Annotated in this window: 15 protein-coding genes; 9 read left to right on the forward strand and 6 right to left on the reverse strand. The window is 69.1% G+C overall.

The window, feature by feature from the left end:
• Positions 1 to 16: 16 nt before the first annotated feature.
• The 5 genes from ABID77_RS05900 to ABID77_RS05920 all read right to left on the reverse strand — a co-directional run bounded on the left by ABID77_RS05900 (position 17) and on the right by ABID77_RS05920 (position 6,673).
• Positions 17 to 1,027: an NAD(P)H-quinone oxidoreductase gene (locus tag ABID77_RS05900; RefSeq protein WP_429592202.1), complete on the reverse strand. Its 1,011-nt coding sequence runs from the start codon at positions 1,025 to 1,027 to the stop codon at positions 17 to 19.
• 80 nt (positions 1,028 to 1,107) lie between these two features.
• The gene (pnp, locus tag ABID77_RS05905) at positions 1,108 to 3,513 is read right to left on the reverse strand and encodes a polyribonucleotide nucleotidyltransferase (protein ID WP_429592206.1); all 2,406 of its coding nucleotides are present in this window, start codon (positions 3,511 to 3,513) and stop codon (positions 1,108 to 1,110) included.
• 266 nt (positions 3,514 to 3,779) lie between these two features.
• The gene (gene rpsO, locus ABID77_RS05910; protein WP_007837783.1) at positions 3,780 to 4,046 is read right to left on the reverse strand and encodes a 30S ribosomal protein S15; all 267 of its coding nucleotides are present in this window, start codon (positions 4,044 to 4,046) and stop codon (positions 3,780 to 3,782) included.
• Positions 4,047 to 4,152: 106 nt separating this feature from the next.
• The gene (locus ABID77_RS05915) at positions 4,153 to 5,310 is read right to left on the reverse strand and encodes a pyridoxal phosphate-dependent aminotransferase (RefSeq protein WP_429592209.1); all 1,158 of its coding nucleotides are present in this window, start codon (positions 5,308 to 5,310) and stop codon (positions 4,153 to 4,155) included.
• A 79-nt stretch (positions 5,311 to 5,389) separates the two neighbouring features.
• Positions 5,390 to 6,673: a branched-chain amino acid ABC transporter substrate-binding protein gene (locus ABID77_RS05920; RefSeq protein WP_429592212.1), complete on the reverse strand. Its 1,284-nt coding sequence runs from the start codon at positions 6,671 to 6,673 to the stop codon at positions 5,390 to 5,392.
• A 668-nt stretch (positions 6,674 to 7,341) separates the two neighbouring features.
• On the opposite strand from ABID77_RS05920, the gene ABID77_RS05925 reads away from it, so the two are divergent.
• Together ABID77_RS05925 and ABID77_RS05930 are read left to right on the forward strand one after the other, a co-directional pair.
• A complete protein-coding gene (locus ABID77_RS05925; protein ID WP_429592215.1) occupies positions 7,342 to 7,899 on the forward strand; it encodes an alpha/beta hydrolase in 558 nt (185 codons plus the stop codon).
• Between the two features lie 24 nt (positions 7,900 to 7,923).
• Entirely contained in the window at positions 7,924 to 8,634 is a 711-nt protein-coding gene (locus ABID77_RS05930; protein WP_429592218.1) for a phospholipase D family protein, read from the forward strand.
• A gap of 24 nt (positions 8,635 to 8,658) precedes the next feature.
• Here ABID77_RS05930 and tsaD read toward each other — a convergent pair whose 3' ends face one another.
• Positions 8,659 to 9,705 (reverse strand): tRNA (adenosine(37)-N6)-threonylcarbamoyltransferase complex transferase subunit TsaD, encoded by a 1,047-nt coding sequence (tsaD, locus tag ABID77_RS05935; protein ID WP_429592221.1) that lies wholly within the window; start codon positions 9,703 to 9,705, stop codon positions 8,659 to 8,661.
• A 62-nt stretch (positions 9,706 to 9,767) separates the two neighbouring features.
• Here tsaD and ABID77_RS05940 point away from each other — a divergent pair, with 62 nt between their 5' ends.
• The 7 genes from ABID77_RS05940 to cobA all read left to right on the forward strand — a co-directional run bounded on the left by ABID77_RS05940 (position 9,768) and on the right by cobA (position 17,117).
• Positions 9,768 to 11,132, forward strand: coding sequence for a nitrate- and nitrite sensing domain-containing protein (locus ABID77_RS05940; RefSeq protein ID WP_429592224.1), 1,365 nt, complete (start codon positions 9,768 to 9,770; stop codon positions 11,130 to 11,132).
• Positions 11,133 to 11,383: 251 nt separating this feature from the next.
• Complete coding sequence (locus ABID77_RS05945) at positions 11,384 to 12,628, forward strand: CmpA/NrtA family ABC transporter substrate-binding protein (protein WP_429592226.1); 1,245 nt, start codon at positions 11,384 to 11,386, stop codon at positions 12,626 to 12,628.
• Positions 12,629 to 12,640: 12 nt separating this feature from the next.
• Positions 12,641 to 13,540 (forward strand): nitrate ABC transporter permease, encoded by a 900-nt coding sequence (gene ntrB / locus ABID77_RS05950; protein ID WP_429592229.1) that lies wholly within the window; start codon positions 12,641 to 12,643, stop codon positions 13,538 to 13,540.
• The gene (locus tag ABID77_RS05955) at positions 13,537 to 14,361 is read left to right on the forward strand and encodes an ABC transporter ATP-binding protein (RefSeq protein WP_429592232.1); all 825 of its coding nucleotides are present in this window, start codon (positions 13,537 to 13,539) and stop codon (positions 14,359 to 14,361) included. The genes ntrB and ABID77_RS05955 overlap by 4 nt, the downstream gene beginning before the upstream one ends.
• A gap of 29 nt (positions 14,362 to 14,390) precedes the next feature.
• Positions 14,391 to 15,281 carry a GAF domain-containing protein gene (locus tag ABID77_RS05960; protein ID WP_429592235.1) on the forward strand — a complete coding sequence of 297 codons (891 nt, stop codon included), beginning with the start codon at positions 14,391 to 14,393 and terminating at the stop codon, positions 15,279 to 15,281.
• 88 nt (positions 15,282 to 15,369) lie between these two features.
• On the forward strand, positions 15,370 to 16,275 hold the full coding sequence (gene ybiB / locus ABID77_RS05965; protein ID WP_429592238.1) for a DNA-binding protein YbiB: 906 nt from the start codon (positions 15,370 to 15,372) through the stop codon (positions 16,273 to 16,275).
• Complete coding sequence (gene cobA, locus ABID77_RS05970; RefSeq protein WP_429592240.1) at positions 16,272 to 17,117, forward strand: uroporphyrinogen-III C-methyltransferase; 846 nt, start codon at positions 16,272 to 16,274, stop codon at positions 17,115 to 17,117. Before ybiB ends, cobA begins: the two co-directional genes overlap by 4 nt.
• Positions 17,118 to 17,137: the final 20 nt, after the last annotated feature.

Here is a 17,137-nt window from a genome sequence, read left to right on the forward strand (position 1 = left end):
TCTCGTTCTTAGGGGTTCACCAGGTCAGCACGATCTTGCCGATGTGCTGGTTCGATTCCATCAGGGTGTGGGCTTGAGCGGCTCCGCTGGGGCCATCCGCCGAATCGCCGAGCGCGGCGAAGTTGCTGTGGACGGCGTGCTTGACGGTCCCGTTTTCCAGCAACGGCCAGACCGTCTCGCGCAAGGCCCGGGCGATCTCGCCCTTGAAGGCCACGCTCCGGGGCCGCAGGGTCGAGCCGGTGATGGTGAGGCGTCGGCGCAGCACCTGGCCGGCGTTGATCTCGCCCTTGACACCGCCCTGCACCGCGATGATGACGATGCGTCCGTCGTCGGCCAGGCATTCGATCTCGCGCGCCACGTAGCTGCCGGCGACCATGTCGAGCACCACGTCGACGCCCTTGCCGCCGGTGAGGCGCTTGACCTCCTCGACGAAGTCGGACGTCTTGTAGTTGATGGCGTGGTCGGCGCCGAAGGCCTTGCAGGCTTCGCACTTGTCGTCGCTGCCGGCCGTGACGATCACCGTCGCGCCCATGGCCTTGCCGAGTTGGATGGCCGTGACGCCGATGCCGCTCGAACCGCCCTGCACCAGCAGCGTCTCGCCCTTCTGCAGGCGGCCGCGCATGAAGACGTTGCTCCAGACGGTGAAGAAGGTCTCGGGCAGCGTGGCCGCCTCGACATCGCTCCAGCCGCGCGGCACGGGCAGGCACTGCACGACCGGCGCCACGCACAATTGCGCATAGCCACCGCCCGCGACCAGCGCGCACACGTGATCGCCGACGGCCAGTCCCGCCGCGGCCATCGCCTCGGCATCGCCGGCGACGATTTCGCCCGCGACCTCCAGGCCGGGCAGGTCCGAGGCACCCGGCGGCACCGGGTAGTTGCCGGTGCGCTGCAGCACGTCCGGCCGATTCACCCCGCTGGCCGCCACGCGGATCAGCAGTTCACCGGCGCCCGCGACCGGCTCGGGCCGCTCGGCGACGCGCAGGACTTCGGGCGCGCCGAAGGTCGTGATCTCGATGGCTTTCATGGGGTTCTCCAGGCTGCGCGCGGCGCCCCTCGAGGGAACGCCGCGCGATCCACAGGGCGGGCGACGCCCGCCGGTGCGGATCAGGATTGCGGTTCGTTGTTGCGATCGCCGCGCGAAGCGTCCTGCGGCACCGGGCGCTGCTGCGGCTCGACCTGCGCCTGCTCCAGATGGAACGCTTGCTGGGGCTGGAACTGCTGCTGCGGCTGCTGCTGCTCGCCGCCGCGTTCCTGACCACCCGGGTTGCCGTTGTTGTCGAAACGGGGCGCGCGCTCGCCGCGCGGCTGACGATCGCCACGGTCGCCACGGTCATTGCGGTCCCCACGGTCGGAGCGCTCGCGACGCTCGCCGCCACGGTCCTCGCGCGGTGCGCGCTCCTGGAATTCCATGCCCGCCGGACGCTCCGTCAGGGCCTTGAGGGACAGCTTGACGCGGCCCTTCTCGTCGGTCTCCAGGACCTTGACCTTCACGATCTGGCCTTCGGTCAGGTAGTCCTGCACGCGCTCGACGCGCTCGTGGGCGATCTGGCTGATGTGCAGCAGGCCGTCCTTGCCGGGCAGCAGGTTGATCAGCGCGCCGAAATCCAGGATCTTGGTGACCGGGCCTTCGTAGACCTTGCCGATCTCGACTTCCGCCGTGATCTGCTCGATGCGCTTCTTGGCGATCTCGGCCTTCTCCGGATCGGTCGAGGCAATGGTGATGGTGCCGTCCTCGTCGATGTTGATCGTCGTGCCGGTCTCTTCCTGCAGGCCGCGGATGACGGCGCCGCCCTTGCCGATCACGTCGCGGATCTTCTCGGGATTGATCTTGAGCGTGGTCATGCGGGGCGCGAACTGCGACACCTCGACATTGGCCGAACCCTGCGCTTCCTGCATCTTGCCCAGGATGTGCACGCGCGCTTCCTTGGCCTGCGCCAGGGCGACCTGCATGATCTCCTTGGTGATGCCCTGGATCTTGATGTCCATCTGCAGCGCGGTGATGCCGGCGGTCGTGCCGGCCACCTTGAAGTCCATGTCGCCGAGGTGGTCCTCGTCGCCCAGGATGTCGGTCAGCACCGCGAAGCGGTTGCCTTCCTTGATCAGGCCCATGGCGATGCCGGCCACGTGCGCCTTCACGGGCACGCCGGCGTCCATCAGCGACAGGCAGCCGCCGCAGACCGAGGCCATCGACGAGGAGCCGTTCGATTCGGTGATCTCTGAGACCACGCGCACGGTGTAGGGGAAGTCTTCCTTGCTCGGCAGCACGGCGACGAGCGCGCGCTTGGCCAGGCGGCCGTGGCCGATCTCGCGGCGCTTGGTGGAGCCCATGCGGCCGACTTCGCCGGTGGCGAAGGGAGGCATGTTGTAGTGGAACAGGAAGCGGTCTTCATAGTCGCCTGACAGCGCGTCGATGCGCTGCGCGTCGCGCTCGGTGCCCAGCGTGGTGACGACCAGCGCCTGCGTCTCGCCGCGCGTGAACAGCGCCGAGCCGTGGGTGCGCGGCAGGACCGAGCTGCGGATCTCGATCGGACGCACGGTGCGCGTGTCGCGGCCGTCGATGCGCGGCTCGCCTTCGAGGATCTGGCTGCGCACGATGCGGCTCTCGATCGCGAACAGCAGGTCGCTGACCTTGCCGGCGTCGAAGGGCTCGCCGCTCTCCTTGAGGGCGGCCATCACGCCGGCGTTGGCTTCGCGCAGCGCCTGGGTGCGGGCCTGCTTGCTGCGGATCTGGTAGACCGCGCGCAGCTTCTCCTCGGCCAGGCTGTTGACCTTGGCGACGAAGGCTTCGTCCTCGGCCGGGGCCTGCCAGTCCCAAACCGGCTTGCCGGCGTCGCGCACGAGTTCGTGGATGGCGTTGATGGCGATGGCCGCCTGTTCGTGGCCGAACACCACGCCGCCGAGCATGACCTCCTCGCTCAACTGCAGGGCTTCGGACTCGACCATCAGCACGGCCGATTCGGTGCCGGCGACGACCAGATCCATCTGCGAGTCCTTGCGGGCCGTCTGGCCCGGATTCAGGACGTATTCGCCGTTGATGTAGCCGACGCGGGCCGCGCCGATCGGGCCGCTGAACGGGATGCCGGAGACCGACAGGGCGGCCGAGACGCCGATCATGGCGGCGATGTCGGCGTCGACCTCGGGGTTGAGCGACAGCGTGTGGATGACCACGTGCACTTCGTTGAGGAAGCCCTCGGGGAACAGCGGGCGGATCGGGCGGTCGATCAGGCGGCTGGTGAGCGTCTCGTGCTCGCTGGGCTTGGCTTCGCGCTTGAAGAAGCTGCCGGGGATCTTGCCGGCGGCATAGGTCTTCTCGATGTAGTCGACGGTCAGCGGAAAGAAGTCCTGGCCGGGCTTGGCCGACTTGGAAGCGACCACGGTCGCCAGCACGACGGTGCCTTCGATGTCGACGACGACGGCGCCGCTGGCCTGGCGGGCGATCTCACCGGTTTCGAGGACGACGGTCTTGCCGCCCCACTGGAACGACTTAGTGACTTTGTTGAAGAGGCTCATGTGTTAGCTCCTGTTTTGAGGGCGGGAGACCCGGCCGTCGCAGCAACGGGCTGCGCCGGACGGCTTCCGCCGGGGGAATCGGAACGCTTCCAGAACACGATGCCATTCCAGCGAGATTCGCATGGCCCGAAGGCACCGGAACTTCGATGGAATGACACAGCTTCGCTCTGTGCGGCACTCCGGAATTGACGATCTGTTGCCGTTCGCGAAGTAAAAAACGCCTGAGCTAGCGGACTAACCCAGGCGTTTTTTGCGTGCGAACCGGATTACTTGCGCAGACCCAGCTTCGCGATCAGTGCGGTGTAGCGGTCGGCGTCCTTGGACTTGAGGTAGTCGAGGAGCTTGCGGCGGCGGCTCACCATGCGCAGCAGGCCACGACGGCCGTGGTGGTCCTTGGCGTGCGTCTTGAAGTGGGGGGTGAGCTCGTTGATGCGGGCGGTCAGCAGTGCGACCTGGACTTCGGGGCTGCCGGTGTCGTTGGCGGCGCGGGCGTTGTCCTTGACGACTTCGGCCTTGATGGAGGCTGCGATCATGTGTGTGTTTCCTGTTCCGGGATGTTTGACTTGCGGTGTGCGCTGGAACTGCATGCACCGTGCGCCTTGCGGCATGCAAAGCCTTTGGATTATAGCCCGCCCGTCCTCATCGGGCCGCCAGCCACTTTCCGAGGCGCTCGACGCCGTGCACCAGGCGCTGCGGATCCCTGGAGGCGAAGCACCAGCGCAGCCATCCCCCGGCCTCCGGGCCGAAGGCATCGCCGGGGGCGAGTCCGAGGCCGGCCTCGGCGACCAGCCGCTTGGCGACGTCGAGCGAATCGCCGAAGCCTTCGAGCCGGAAGAACGCGTACATGCCGCCGCGCGCCGGCGCCACCTGCACGCCGGGCAGGTCGGCGAGCAACGGCACCAGCACGTCGCGGCAGGCCTTGAGGTGCGCGACGACGCGGGGCGTGATCTCGTCGCCGTGGGCCAGCGCGGCGATGCCGGCGCGCTGGGTGAAGACGCTGGCGCACGAGGTGTTGAACTCGATCAGCTTACCGATGCCCTCGATCAGCGACGGCGGCACCACCAGCCAGCCCAGGCGCCAGCCGGTCATCAGGAAGCTCTTCGAGAAGCTGTGGGCGACGACCAGCCGGTCCTCGGGCGCGGCGAGATCGAGGAAGCTGGGCGCGCAGCCGTTGGCCGTCGGCTCGAAGTACAGCCGCTCGTAGACCTCGTCGGCCAGGATCCAGGTGCCCGTGACGCGGCAATGGTCGAGGATGGCCCGCTGCTCGTCTCGCGTGAGCGTCCAGCCCGTGGGGTTGTTGGGCGCGTTGACGATCAGCAGCCGGGTGCGCGGCGTGACGGCGTCGCGCAAGGCGTCGAGGTCCAGCGTCCAGGCGCCGTCGACCGGCCGCAACGCGACGCAGCGCACGTCCGCGCCCATGATGGCGGGCTGGGCGACGAGGTTCGGCCAGACCGGCGTGATGGCGACCACCTCGTCGCCGGCATCCACCAGCGCCTGCACCGCCAGCATCAGCGCGTTCACGCCGCCGGAAGTGATGGCGATGCGCGACGCGTCGACGGCCGGATGCAGGGCGCTGGTGTAGCGCGCGACGGCCGAGCGCAGCTCGGGCAACCCCAGGTTGTGGGCGTAGAAGGTCTCGCCCCGTTGCAGCGATTCGATCGCAGCCTGGCGCACCGGCTCGGGCGTGACCTCGTCGCTCTCGCCGAACCAGAACGCGAGCACGTCGTCGCGCCCCAGGCCGGCATTGGCGACCTCGCGGATCTTCGAAGCCTGGAGATCGTGGATGGCCTGGCGCATGGGGATTCCTCCTGGAAGATGGTTCGATGGATAGGATGGGAATGCGGCCGCCGGCCAACCCGATGGAAGCCGCGGAACGTCAGGGCCGTTGCATGCGGCAGGTCGTGGGCATCTCGGCGCCTTCGGCGGCCACCGTCTTGACGACCCGGAAGCCGTAGCCCGAACCCTCGACGTCGAAGCGCACCCCGTCGGCACCCTGGCGGTCCATCACGCCGACGACGAGGGACTGCTGGAACTGGTGGTCGGCCGCGCGCATGCGTCCGCGCTGGCCGGCGAGCGTCACGTCGGCGCGTTCCAGCGCCCGCGCGACCGCCATGGCCTCGACGCCGCCGGCATTACCGATCGCCTGCGCCAATGCCTCCACCAGCAACTGCATGCGCATGTGCACGTAGTCGTCGGACGGCTTCGGGAAGCGCGCGCGGAAGGCGCGGTAGAACGCCTCCGACGGGGCGGTCTGCACGTTCGGCAGCCAGTCGGCCACGGCCACCACGCGGCCGATGCCGGCATCGCCGATGGCCGCCGGCGCGCCCAGCGCATTGCCGTAGAACGTGTAGAAGGTGCCGTTGAACCCGGCTTCGCGCGCCGCCTTGACCAGCAGCGTCAGGTCGTTGCCCCAGTTGCCGGTCACCACGGCCTGCGCGCCGCTGGCGATGATCTTGCTGGCGTAGGGCGAGAAATCCTTGACGCGCCCGAGCGGATGCAGTTCGTCGCCCACCACCTGCACGTCGGGCCGCAGCGCCGCGAGCTGGCGCTTCGACTCGCGCAGCACGGCCTGGCCGAAGCTGTAGTCCTGGCCGATCAGGTAGACGCGCTTCAAAGCCGCGTCCTCCTTCACCATCTGCATGAGCGCCGTCACGCGCATGTCGGCATGGGCGTCGAAGCGGAAATGCCAGAAGCTGCAGCGCTCGTTCGTGAGCACCGGATCGACCGCCGAGTAGTTCAGGAACAGCACGCGCCGGGCGGGGTCGCGCTCGTTGTTCTTGTCGATGGCGTCGATCAACGCCGCGGCCGTCGCCGACGAGTTGCCCTGGAGCACGATGCGCGCGCCGTCGTCGATGGCCGCCCGCAGGGCCGACAGCGCCTCCTCGTTCTGGCCCTTGCTGTCGTAGCGGTCGAGCGCGAGCAGGCGGGCTCCGCCGGGCAGCGGGATGCCACCGCGCGCGTTGACGCGCTCGACCGCCCACAGGAGGTTGCGGAACACCGCCTCGCCGGTGTTGGCGAAGGGGCCGCTCATGCTCTCGATCAGGGCCAGCCGGATGGGCTGCGGCGAGTCGGCGACGGCGGTCGCCGTGGTCAGGGCGGCGCACAGGGACGCTGCGGCGAGTTTCAGCGCCTGACGGCGGCGAACGGGGCGATGGAGCATGGAAGCGTGCGTCCGGCCATCCAGGCGCGAGGGTCGCTCGAAGGATGGCGGGACGCTCAATGACGAGAGGCCGGGCAGTGTACGAGACGTCCGCCGGCCCACCGCCCCATCGGACAACGGGCCGCGATGGCCTTCTATCGCTCCCACTCGCGCGGCGATACGTGCAAAAAAGTGTTGCTGAAAAAATACACTGATTTTCTGCAGGACACTCGACGGAGTTTTGCGGCAGCGAGCTGTTCGCGAAGGTTGGTCCGCGAGCAAACCAAGGTTTTCGACGTCATTGAAATTGAAAACAGATTTATGACAATAAATCTATTTGCAACACTTTTTTCTACAATTTTGCAATCAGCGAAATCTGATTTTTTATGTCAGCTGTCACTTATTTCTAGTTTTTATGTTCGAATAAGCAACCTGTGTAAAAAATCACTTTTTCAACACAAACACAGGAACCTATTTATTAATTTGACGTCGCGATACCGCTGACAACCCGTGGCAGCGGAGTCCCCGTCACTCAGGGGAATCCGTTGGATACACATCTGCATGCGCTGACGCCCGGACATCGTGCCGACACGTTGCTGATTTTCTTGCCTGGTGCCTTCCTCAAACCTGAAGAATTCGAGCGCGAAGGATTCGTCAACGGTGTGCGCAGGCAAGGCTTCGCGGCAGACGTGATGCTGGTCGATGCCAACGTTTCCTATTACTACGACCAGACGTTCATCCCGCGCCTGACCCACGACGTGCTGGCACCGGCCCGCAGCCAGGGCTACAAGTCGATCTGGCTGGTGGGCATCTCCATCGGCGGTTTCGGCGCCCTGACGCACGAACTGGCGCATCCCGGTCTCGTCGAAGGCATCGTGGTCCTCGCGCCCTACCTCGGCCGCCGCCCGATCGGCGCCGAGATCCAGAAGGCCGGCGGCCTGCGGGTCTGGAAGAACCCCGAAGGCCCGCCGCCCGACGAGGAGGTCGACCGCAAGCTCTGGCCCTGGCTGCAGCGCTATGCCGATCCGGCCTCGGCGGCGGAACTGCCTCCGCTCTACCTCGGTCACGGTCTGGCGGACCGCTTCGCCCCCAACCATCAGCTGCTGGCCGACGTCCTGCCCGCAGGTCATGTCTTCACGACCGAGGGCGGCCACGACTGGCCGGTGTGGTCGGCGCTGTGGCGCGACATGCTCTCGACCCTGCCGCTGCCCCGTGTCGAAACCGCCTTGGCCGCGCAGAACGACTGACGTCGGCACGACGTCCCTTCCCTCATGCCGACGTCTCGCCGCGCGCCCGGCACGCATCGCCCGCGTGCCGCCACCCTGTGGAAGGCGCTGATCGCCGCGGTCGCGCTCCTCCTGACGTCGACACCGGCCGCGGCGCGGTCGCCGACGAAGCCCGTCGACCACGTCGTGGCATCCGCTCCACCGGCCCCGGCCACGGCCACGGCCGCGACGACGGCGGTGCCGCTCCCACCTCTTTCCGCCCATGCGACGGTCGACGTCTTCTTCTCGCCCGGCGCCGGCACCGACGAGGCGCTCGTCGCACTCATCGGCACGGCGCGCACGCGGGTGTGGATCGCCGGCTACTACTTCACCTCGTCCTCCATCGCCCGCGCCCTGGAACGGGCCTTCCGGCGCGGGGTCGACGTGCGGGTGGTGCTCGACCGCTCGCAGGCCACGCTGACCCAATCCAGCGCCACCTACTTCCACGACCGGAACGTGCCGCTGTGGATCGATGCCCGCTACCCGGTGATGCACCACAAGTTCCTCGTCGTGGACGAGGGCACGGTCGGTTTCGGCTCGATGAACTTCACCCGCGCCGGCGCGCGACACAACGCCGAGAACTTCAACCTCTTCCGGCACTGGACGGCGCTCGCCGGCACCTACGCGCGGGAGTTCGAGCGCTTGCGCCGGGAATCGGTGCCCTACGTGCCGGGCATGGTCTTCGAGGACCGTGACGCCGGCGACGGCCCTCACTGACGACGCGGCGTCGGCGGTGACCCGTCAGGCCACGGCGTCGGCCACGCGGTCGAGCGGCCAGCGCGGCCTGACGTCGAAGGCATAGCCGGTCGTGGCCGCCTGCACGCCGGCCTGCAGGCGCATCGCCGCGGCCATGGCGATCATGGCGCCGTTGTCGGTGCACAGGTGGAGTTCCGGGTAATGCACCCGCACGCGCCGCGCGGCGCAGGCCGCGTTCAGCTGCGCGCGCAACGCCGCGTTGGCACCGACGCCGCCGGCCACCACCAGGCGCTTCAACCCGGTGCGGTCGAGCGCGGCCAGGGACTTGCGCAGCAGCACCTCGACGATCGCCGCCTGGGTCGAGGCCGCGAGGTCGGCCTTGCGCGCCTCCAGGTCGTCGCCGAGCTTCTTCGCCTGCGTCAGCACGGCGGTCTTCAGGCCGGCGAAGGAGAAGTCGAGGTCGCCGCTGTGCAGGAGCGGTCGCGGCAACTTGAAGGCGGCCGGATCGCCCGCCTCGGCCAGCCTGGCGAGCCACGGACCGCCCGGGTACGGCAGCCCCATGAGCTTGGCCGACTTGTCGAAGGCCTCGCCGGCGGCGTCGTCGATCGTCTCGCCCAGGATCTCGTAGCGGCCGACGCCGTCGACGCGCATCAACTGCGTGTGGCCGCCGGAGACCAGCAGGGCGACGAACGGGAACTCGGGCGCGTCGGTGCTGAGGAACGGCGACAGCAGGTGCCCCTCGAGGTGATGCACGCCCAGCACCGGCCGGTCCAATGCCGCGCCCAGCGCGCAGGCGACGCCCGCCCCCACCAGCAGCGCGCCGGCCAGGCCCGGACCGCGCGTGTAGGCGACCACGTCGACCTCGGCCAGCGTCCGGCCGGCTTCGTCGAACACCGCCCGGGCGAGCGGCAGCACGCGGCGGATGTGGTCGCGGCTCGCGAGCTCGGGGACGACGCCCCCGTAGGCCTGATGCATGGCGATCTGGCTGTGCAGGGCGTGCGAGCGCAGCACGGGCACGGCGCCGCCGTCGCGGGTTTCGACCAGGGCCACGCCCGTTTCGTCGCAGGAGGATTCGATTCCGAGGACCAGCATCCGACCGAGTGTAGGGGGCGGTCGCCGGCGAGGCACGGTTGTTGCTCGATGCCCTTCCCACGATGAAATCCGGACTGAGCTTTCTGGTCGCCGCCCTGCGATGCGAGATCGACGAACTCGACCAGCTCGGGCGCACGAGCGAACTCGTGGGCGCGATCGGGCGGCTGGTGCATGCGCTGCAGCGCGAGCGCGGCCTGTCGAACGTGGTGCTGGCCTCCGGCGGACGCCGCTTCGTGGCCGAGCGCGAGGCGCAGGTGGCGCAGAGCCGCCAGCTGGAGCAGGCGGTGCGTGTGCGGCTCGACCGGCTGGAGGCACCGGCCGGTCCGTCGGGAGCCACCACGGACACCGCCGTCACGCCCGTGGCCGGTACCGACGGCATGCGATCGCCCTTTTCCGGCGTCCACCTGCGCAACGGCGCGCGCCTGTTCAGCCGCATCGCCTGGGTGCTGCCCGGGCTGGACGCCCTGCCCGGCCTGCGCGAACGCATCGGCGCGCTGGCGCTGCCGGTGGCCGAGGCCACCGCCGCCTACGGCCGGCTCGTCGCCGGCTGGCTCGCCGTGGTGTTCGAGGCCGCCGACGGCGCGACCGACCCGGAGATCTCGCGCCTGCTCGCGGCGATGTTCAATTTCATGCAGGGCAAGGAGTTCGCCGGCCAGGAGCGGGCCTGCGGCGGCGTCGCCTTCGCCTCCGGCCGCAACGAGCGCACGCGCCAGCAGGACTGGCTCGACCTGATCGAGTCGCAGGAGCGCTGCTTCAAGGTCTTCGCCGAATTCGCCGGCCCCGAGCTGGAGGCGCAGTGGCTGGCCAACCTGCCCCCGGCGCAGATGGCCGAGCTGGAGCGCATGCGCCGCATCGCCTGCGCGGCACCGGCGGGCGTGGCGCTGGACCCCGAGATGAGCGCGGCCTGGTTCGACTGCTGCACGCGCCGCATCGACGCCATGCAGACGGTCGAGGAACGACTGGCGGACGACCTGCGCCGCCTGTGCGAGGCCAAGACCGCCCGGGCCCGCACCGAACTCGCCGCGCACGAGGCACTGCTGGCGCGCGTCGCCGACGCCCCGCCACCGGCGTCCAACGCCTTCTTCGACACCCCGCCCGCCGCGACGCCCACGCCCCAACGCGGCAATCCGGCGCTGTATGGGCGGCAGCTGGAGCGCTCGATCCTCGAACTGGTGCGCGATCAGTCGGTGCGCCTGCAGGCGATGAGCGACGAGCTCGACACGGTGCGCGCCACGCTCAACGAGCGCAAGCTGGTCGAACGTGCCAAGGGTCTGCTGATGGCGCACCGCCAGCTCAGCGAGCAGGAGGCCCACAAGATGCTGCGCCAGACCGCCATGAACCAGAACCGCCGCCTGGTCGACGTGGCCGAGTCGGTGCTGGCGATGGCCGAGTACCTGCCCGCGGCGATCGCACCCCAGCGGGCCTGATTGGTGCACCGCACCAGAACCGCGTGGCCGAAAAGCTGGCACGCGCTTTGCATCGGATGGGAGACACAGGCCATCGACGGCCTGCGCATTCCTTCCAGGCGGCATCCAACGACGGTTGCCGCCCCCGACCGGACAAAGGCGTCCGTATCCGCAACTCCTGCCCGCGTGGCCGGCCGCTGCGCGATGCGGACGCCTTTTTCGTTGTCGCCGTGCCTTTCGTCTTTCCCTTTTCTGGACTGGAGCCCACCCGCATGACCGATTCGATGAAACCAGGACTGAGCCGCCGCACCCTGCTGCAGGCCGCCGCCGTCGGCGCCGTGGCGATCGACCCCGCGCTGCGCGCCGCCGTCTACGCCCAGGGCTCGGACAAGCCCGAGAAGGAGGAGGTCAAGATCGGCTTCATCCCCCTGACCGACTGCGCCAGCGTGGTGATGGCGTCGGTGCTGGGCATCGACAAGAAATACGGCGTGAAGATCGTGCCGAGCAAGGAAGCGAGCTGGGCCGGCGTGCGCGACAAGCTCGTCAACGGCGACCTCGACTTCGCCCACGTGCTCTACGGCCTGGTCTACGGCGTGCACCTGGGCGTTTCCGGCCCGAAGAAGGACATGGCCGTCCTGATGACGCTCAACAACAACGGCCAGGCGATCACGCTGTCGAAGAAGCTGGCCGACAAGGGCGCGGTCGACGGCCCCTTGCTCACCAAGGCGATGGCGGCGGAGAAGCGCGAATACACCTTCGCGCAGACCTTCCCGACCGGCACCCACGCGATGTGGCTGAACTACTGGCTGGCGGCCAACGGCATCAACCCGGTCAAGGACGTGAAGTCCATCGTGGTGCCGCCGCCGCAGATGGTGGCCAACATGCGCATCGGCAACATGGACGGCTTCTGCGTGGGTGAGCCCTGGGGCCAGCGCGCCATCATGGACGGCATCGGCATCACCGCCATCACCACGCAGGACATCTGGAAGGACCACCCCGAGAAGGTGCTCGGCTGCACCGCCGAGTTCGCGAAGAAGAATCCCAACACGGCGCGCGCCGTCACCGCCGCGATCCTGGAAGCGAGCCGCTGGATCGATTCGAGCCTGCAGAACAAGAACAAGATGGCCGAGACGATCGCCGACAAGAGCTACGTCAACACCAGCGTCGACGCCATCAACCAGCGCATCCTGGGCCGCTACACCAACGGCCTGGGCAAGAACTGGGACGACCCCAACCACATGAAGTTCTACAACGACGGCGCGGTCGGCTTCCCCTACCTGTCCGACGGCATGTGGTTCCTCACGCAGCACAAGCGTTGGGGCCTGCTCAAGGAGCATCCGGACTACCTCAAGGTCGCCACCGAGATCAACCAGATCGAGCTCTACAAGCAGGCCGCCGCCGCTTCCAAGACGCCCGTGCCCAAGGAGACGATGCGCACCAGCAAGCTGATGGACGGCGTCGTGTGGGACGGCAAGAACCCCAAGGCCTACGCCGACGGCTTCAAAGTCAAGGCTTGAAGGAGAACCACCATGGTCAGCGCCGTCTTCCATCCGCCGCTGGATGCCGTCCCCACGGCACCGGCATCCTCCGCCCTCGCGACCCCCACGCTCGCCAAGGCACCCCCGCCCGCGGCACGCAGGTCGCTCGACCTGCGCCGCTTCTGGATGCGCGTGCTGCCGCCGCTCGCGGGCTTCGGCGTGCTGCTGCTGGTCTGGGAGCTGATCGCCATGAACAGCGCCGGCACCTTCCCGGGACCCTGGGAAACCTGGCTCCAGGCCGTGCAGGTGTTCAAGGACCCGTTCTACAGCAACGGCCCCAACGACCAGGGCGTCGGCTGGAACGTGCTGTCGTCGCTGCAGCGCGTGGCCCTGGGCTTCGGCCTGGCGGCGCTGGTGGGCATCCCGGCGGGCTTCGCCATCGGGCGCTTCGAGTTCATGTCGCGCATGTTCAACCCGCTCATCAGCCTGCTGCGCCCGGTCTCGCCGCTGGCCTGGCTGCCGATCGGCCTGCTGGTCTTCAAGGGCGCCAATCCGGCGGCCATCTGGACCATCTTCATCTGCTCGATCTGGCCGATGATCATCAACACCGCCGTGGGCGTGCAGCGCGTGCCCAGCGACTACATGAACGTCGCCAAGGTGCTCAACCTGAGCGAGTGGAAGATCATCACCAAGATCCTGTTCCCGGCCGTGCTGCCCTACATGCTCACCGGCGTGCGCCTGGCCGTGGGCACCGCGTGGCTGGTGATCGTCGCGGCCGAGATGCTGACCGGCGGCGTCGGCATCGGCTTCTGGGTGTGGGACGAGTGGAACAACCTCAACGTCAAGAACATCATCATCGCGATCTTCGTGATCGGCATCGTCGGCCTGATCCTCGAATTCGCGCTCATCAAGATCGCCACCGCGTTCACGTTCGAAGAGGTGAAGTCATGATCGCTCCCCCGGAACTGCGCTCCGACCGCAAGTTCATCGACATCCAGGACGTCGAGCAGACCTTCAAGACGCCCAAGGGCAGCTTCCAGGCCCTGCGCGACATCCACCTGACGGTCGCCAAGGGCGAGTTCGTCGCGCTGATCGGCCATTCGGGCTGCGGCAAGTCGACCCTGCTCAACCTCATCGCCGGCCTGACCCGGCCCACGCACGGCGTGCTGCTGTGCGCCGACAAGGAGATCGCCGGTCCCGGCCCGGAGCGCGCGGTGGTGTTCCAGAACCACTCGCTGCTGCCCTGGCTGACCTGCTACGAGAACATCTTCCTGGGCGTCGAGCGCGTCTTCGCCGCCACCGAGGGCCGCGCCCAGCTCAAGGCGCGCACCGACGCGGCGCTGGCGCTGGTCGGCCTCACGCCGGCGGCCCAGAAGCGCCCCGGCGAGATCTCCGGCGGCATGAAGCAGCGCGTGGGCATCGCCCGGGCGCTGGCGATGGAGCCCAAGGTGCTGCTGATGGACGAGCCCTTCGGCGCCCTCGACGCGCTGACCCGCGCCCGGCTGCAGGACGAACTGCTGGCGATCGTGCAGAAGACGCGCAGCACGGTGGTCATGGTCACGCACGACGTCGACGAGGCGGTGCTGCTGTCTGACAAGATCGTGATGATGACCAACGGCCCGTCGGCCACCATCGGCGAGGTGCTCAGCATCAAGCTGGAGCGCCCGCGCAACCGCGTCGCGCTGGCCGAGGACCGCGACTACGTGCACTACCGCAAGGCGGTGATCGACTTCCTCTACACGCGCCAGGGCCACGTCGAGAAGGCGGCCTGAGGTCGCCGTCCCGTCGCGAGGAACACGCCATGAAGACCTTCATCCGTGCCGTCGAATACTGGGTGCCCGACGCCGACGGCGAATCGCTGACGTTCGGCGGCGGCCTGTTCGGCGATGCCACCGCGCTGGCCGACGCCAGCGCCGGACTGTCCTTCGCCCGCGGCGAGGGCCTGCCCGGGCGCGCCTGGGACATCGGCCGGCCGATCGTTCTCCAGCGACTCGAGGGCTCCTACTTCCGCCGCATCGAGGCCGCCCGCGCCGCCGGACTGACCTGCGGCATCGCGGTGCCGATCGTGCGCGGCGAGCGCATCGCGGCCGTGGTCGTGTTCTTCTGCGGCGACGACGAGGCGCACGCCGGCGCCATCGAGCTCTGGGGCAACGATCCCGAGGAGTCGCACGACATGACGCTGGTCGACGGCTACTACGGCACCACCGGGGACACGTTCGAATTCATCTCGCGCGCCACCGCCTTCCGCAAGGGCAACGGCCTGCCGGGCATGGCCTGGGCGCAGCGCAAGCCCGTGTTCCTGCCCGATCTGGGCAAGGGATCGGGTTTCCTGCGCGCCGACGGCGCCGTGAAGGTCGGCATCAACCGCGGCTTCGCCATTCCGTGCGCCACGCTGGACGGCTCGAACGTCGTCATGGCCTTCCTCTCGGCGCTGGCCACGCCCATCGCCCGCCGCGTGGAAACCTGGGAGCCCGATGCCAACGGAACGCTGCTGCAACGCACCTTCGGCTTCTCCGAGGACACGCAGGACGCGGCCGTACCGACGCCGGGCAGCCTCGCGCTGACGGCGACCGGCGACAGCCCGCTCGCGCGCGCCTTCACCACCGGCGTGCCGTGCGTGGCCGAGGCGACCATCGCCATTCCCGTGGCGCCCCGGGGCCACGTGACGGCGGTGATCGCCTTGCAGCTCTGAACCCGCCCGCATCGATCACCCGGCCGGTGTCGGCGACATAAGCCCGGTCCGGTTTCGGCATAAGCATTGCGGGACAATCCCCGGACCCATGGGAATCAGTCACTACATCAAGGAAATCGGCCGGGGCGCGCGCGGCGCCAGGCCGCTCACGCGCGAGCAGGCGGCCGACCTGTTCGGCCAGGTGCTCGACGGCAACGTCACGGACCTGGAGGTCGGTGCGTTCTGCCTCGCGATGCGCATCAAGGGCGAGACGCCGCAGGAGATGGCGGGCTTCCTCGACGCCACGCACGCGCGGCTCGATCCGGTGCCGCCGGGCGATCGGCCGCTGGTCTCGCTGCCGAGCTACAACGGCGCGCGCAAGCTGCCGGTGCTCACGCCGCTGCTGGCGCTGCTGGTCGCGCGCGAGGGCCTGCCGGTGCTGGTGCACGGCACCGCCACCGAAGCGAGCCGCGTGCTGGCCTCGGGCGTGCTGGAGGCGCTGGGCGTGGCGCCGCTCGACCGCATCCGGGCCATCGCCCCGGGCGAGGTCGCCTTCGCGCCGACCGAACTGCTCGACCCGGCCCTCAAGCGGCTGCTCGACGTGCGTCGCGTCGTCGGCCTGCGCAATCCGGCCCACAGCGTCACCAAGCTGATCCGGCCGACCACCGGCGCGTGCGTGGTGGTGGCGAGCTACACCCATCCCGAGTACGCGCGCACCATGGGTGAGACCTTCGAGCTGGTCGGCGCGACCGCCCTGCTCTCGCGCGGGTTGGAGGGCGAGGTCGTCTCCGACCCCCGCCGCACGGCGCAGATCGACGGCTTCGCGCGCGGCGAGCGCATCGAGCTGCAGGCGCAGCAGCCCGGCACCGCGCCCGAGGTGGAGGGCCTGCCGAGCGAGATCGACATCGCGACCACGGCGGCCTACACGCGTGCCGTGCTCGCCGGCGACGCGCCGCTGCCACCGGCCATCGCGCGGCAGGTCGAGTTCATCGTGCGGCTCGCGGAGCACGCATGACGAATCCCTCCCCCACCCGACTCGGCACCTGTACGCTGGTGGGCGCCGGCCCCGGCGACCCCGAGCTGCTGACCCTCAAGGCCGTCAAGGCCATCGGCGCGGCCACCGTGCTGTTCGTCGACGACCTGGTGAACGACGCCATCGTCGCGGCCTACGCCCGCCCCGGCACGCGCATCGTCCACGTGGGCAAGCGCGGCGGCTGCAAGAGCACGCCCCAGGCCTTCATCGAGAAACTCATGATCACCGCCGTGCGCGAGGGCGAGACGGTGGTGCGCCTCAAGGGCGGCGACCCGTTCATCTTCGGGCGTGGTGGCGAGGAGGTCGAGCACCTGCGCGAGGCCGGCATCGAGGCCACGGTGGTCAACGGCATCACCGCCGGGCTCGCCGCCGTGACGTCCCTGGGCGTGCCGCTCACGCACCGCGACCACGCCCAGGGCGTCGTCTTCGTCACGGGCCACGCCAAGACCGGCGCGGCGGCGCCGCAGGATCCGACCGACTGGCGCGCGCTGGCGGCGACCGCGCGCGACGCGCGGCTCACGCTGGTGATCTACATGGGCGTGGCGGGGGCCTCGCACATCCAGGCCGAGCTGCTGCACGGCCTGCCGGGGGACACGCCCGTGGCGGTGATCCAGCACGCGAGCCTGCCGACGCAGCGCCATGTCGTGACCCACCTCGCGGCACTGTGCAGCGCCATCGGCGAGGCCGGCCTCGGCAGCCCGTCGATCATCGTCGTGGGCGACGTGCTGCGCGGCCTGGCGGTCGCCGTGCCGACCGTCGCGGGCATCGCCGATGCGGACCGGCCGAGTCCTTCCGCCCAACCGGTCGTCCTGCGACGGCGCTGAGCCTCCGGGACCGCCACGGC

The organism is Variovorax sp. PvP013, from assembly GCF_050435945.1.
Classification (GTDB): Bacteria; Pseudomonadota; Gammaproteobacteria; order Burkholderiales; family Burkholderiaceae_C; genus Variovorax.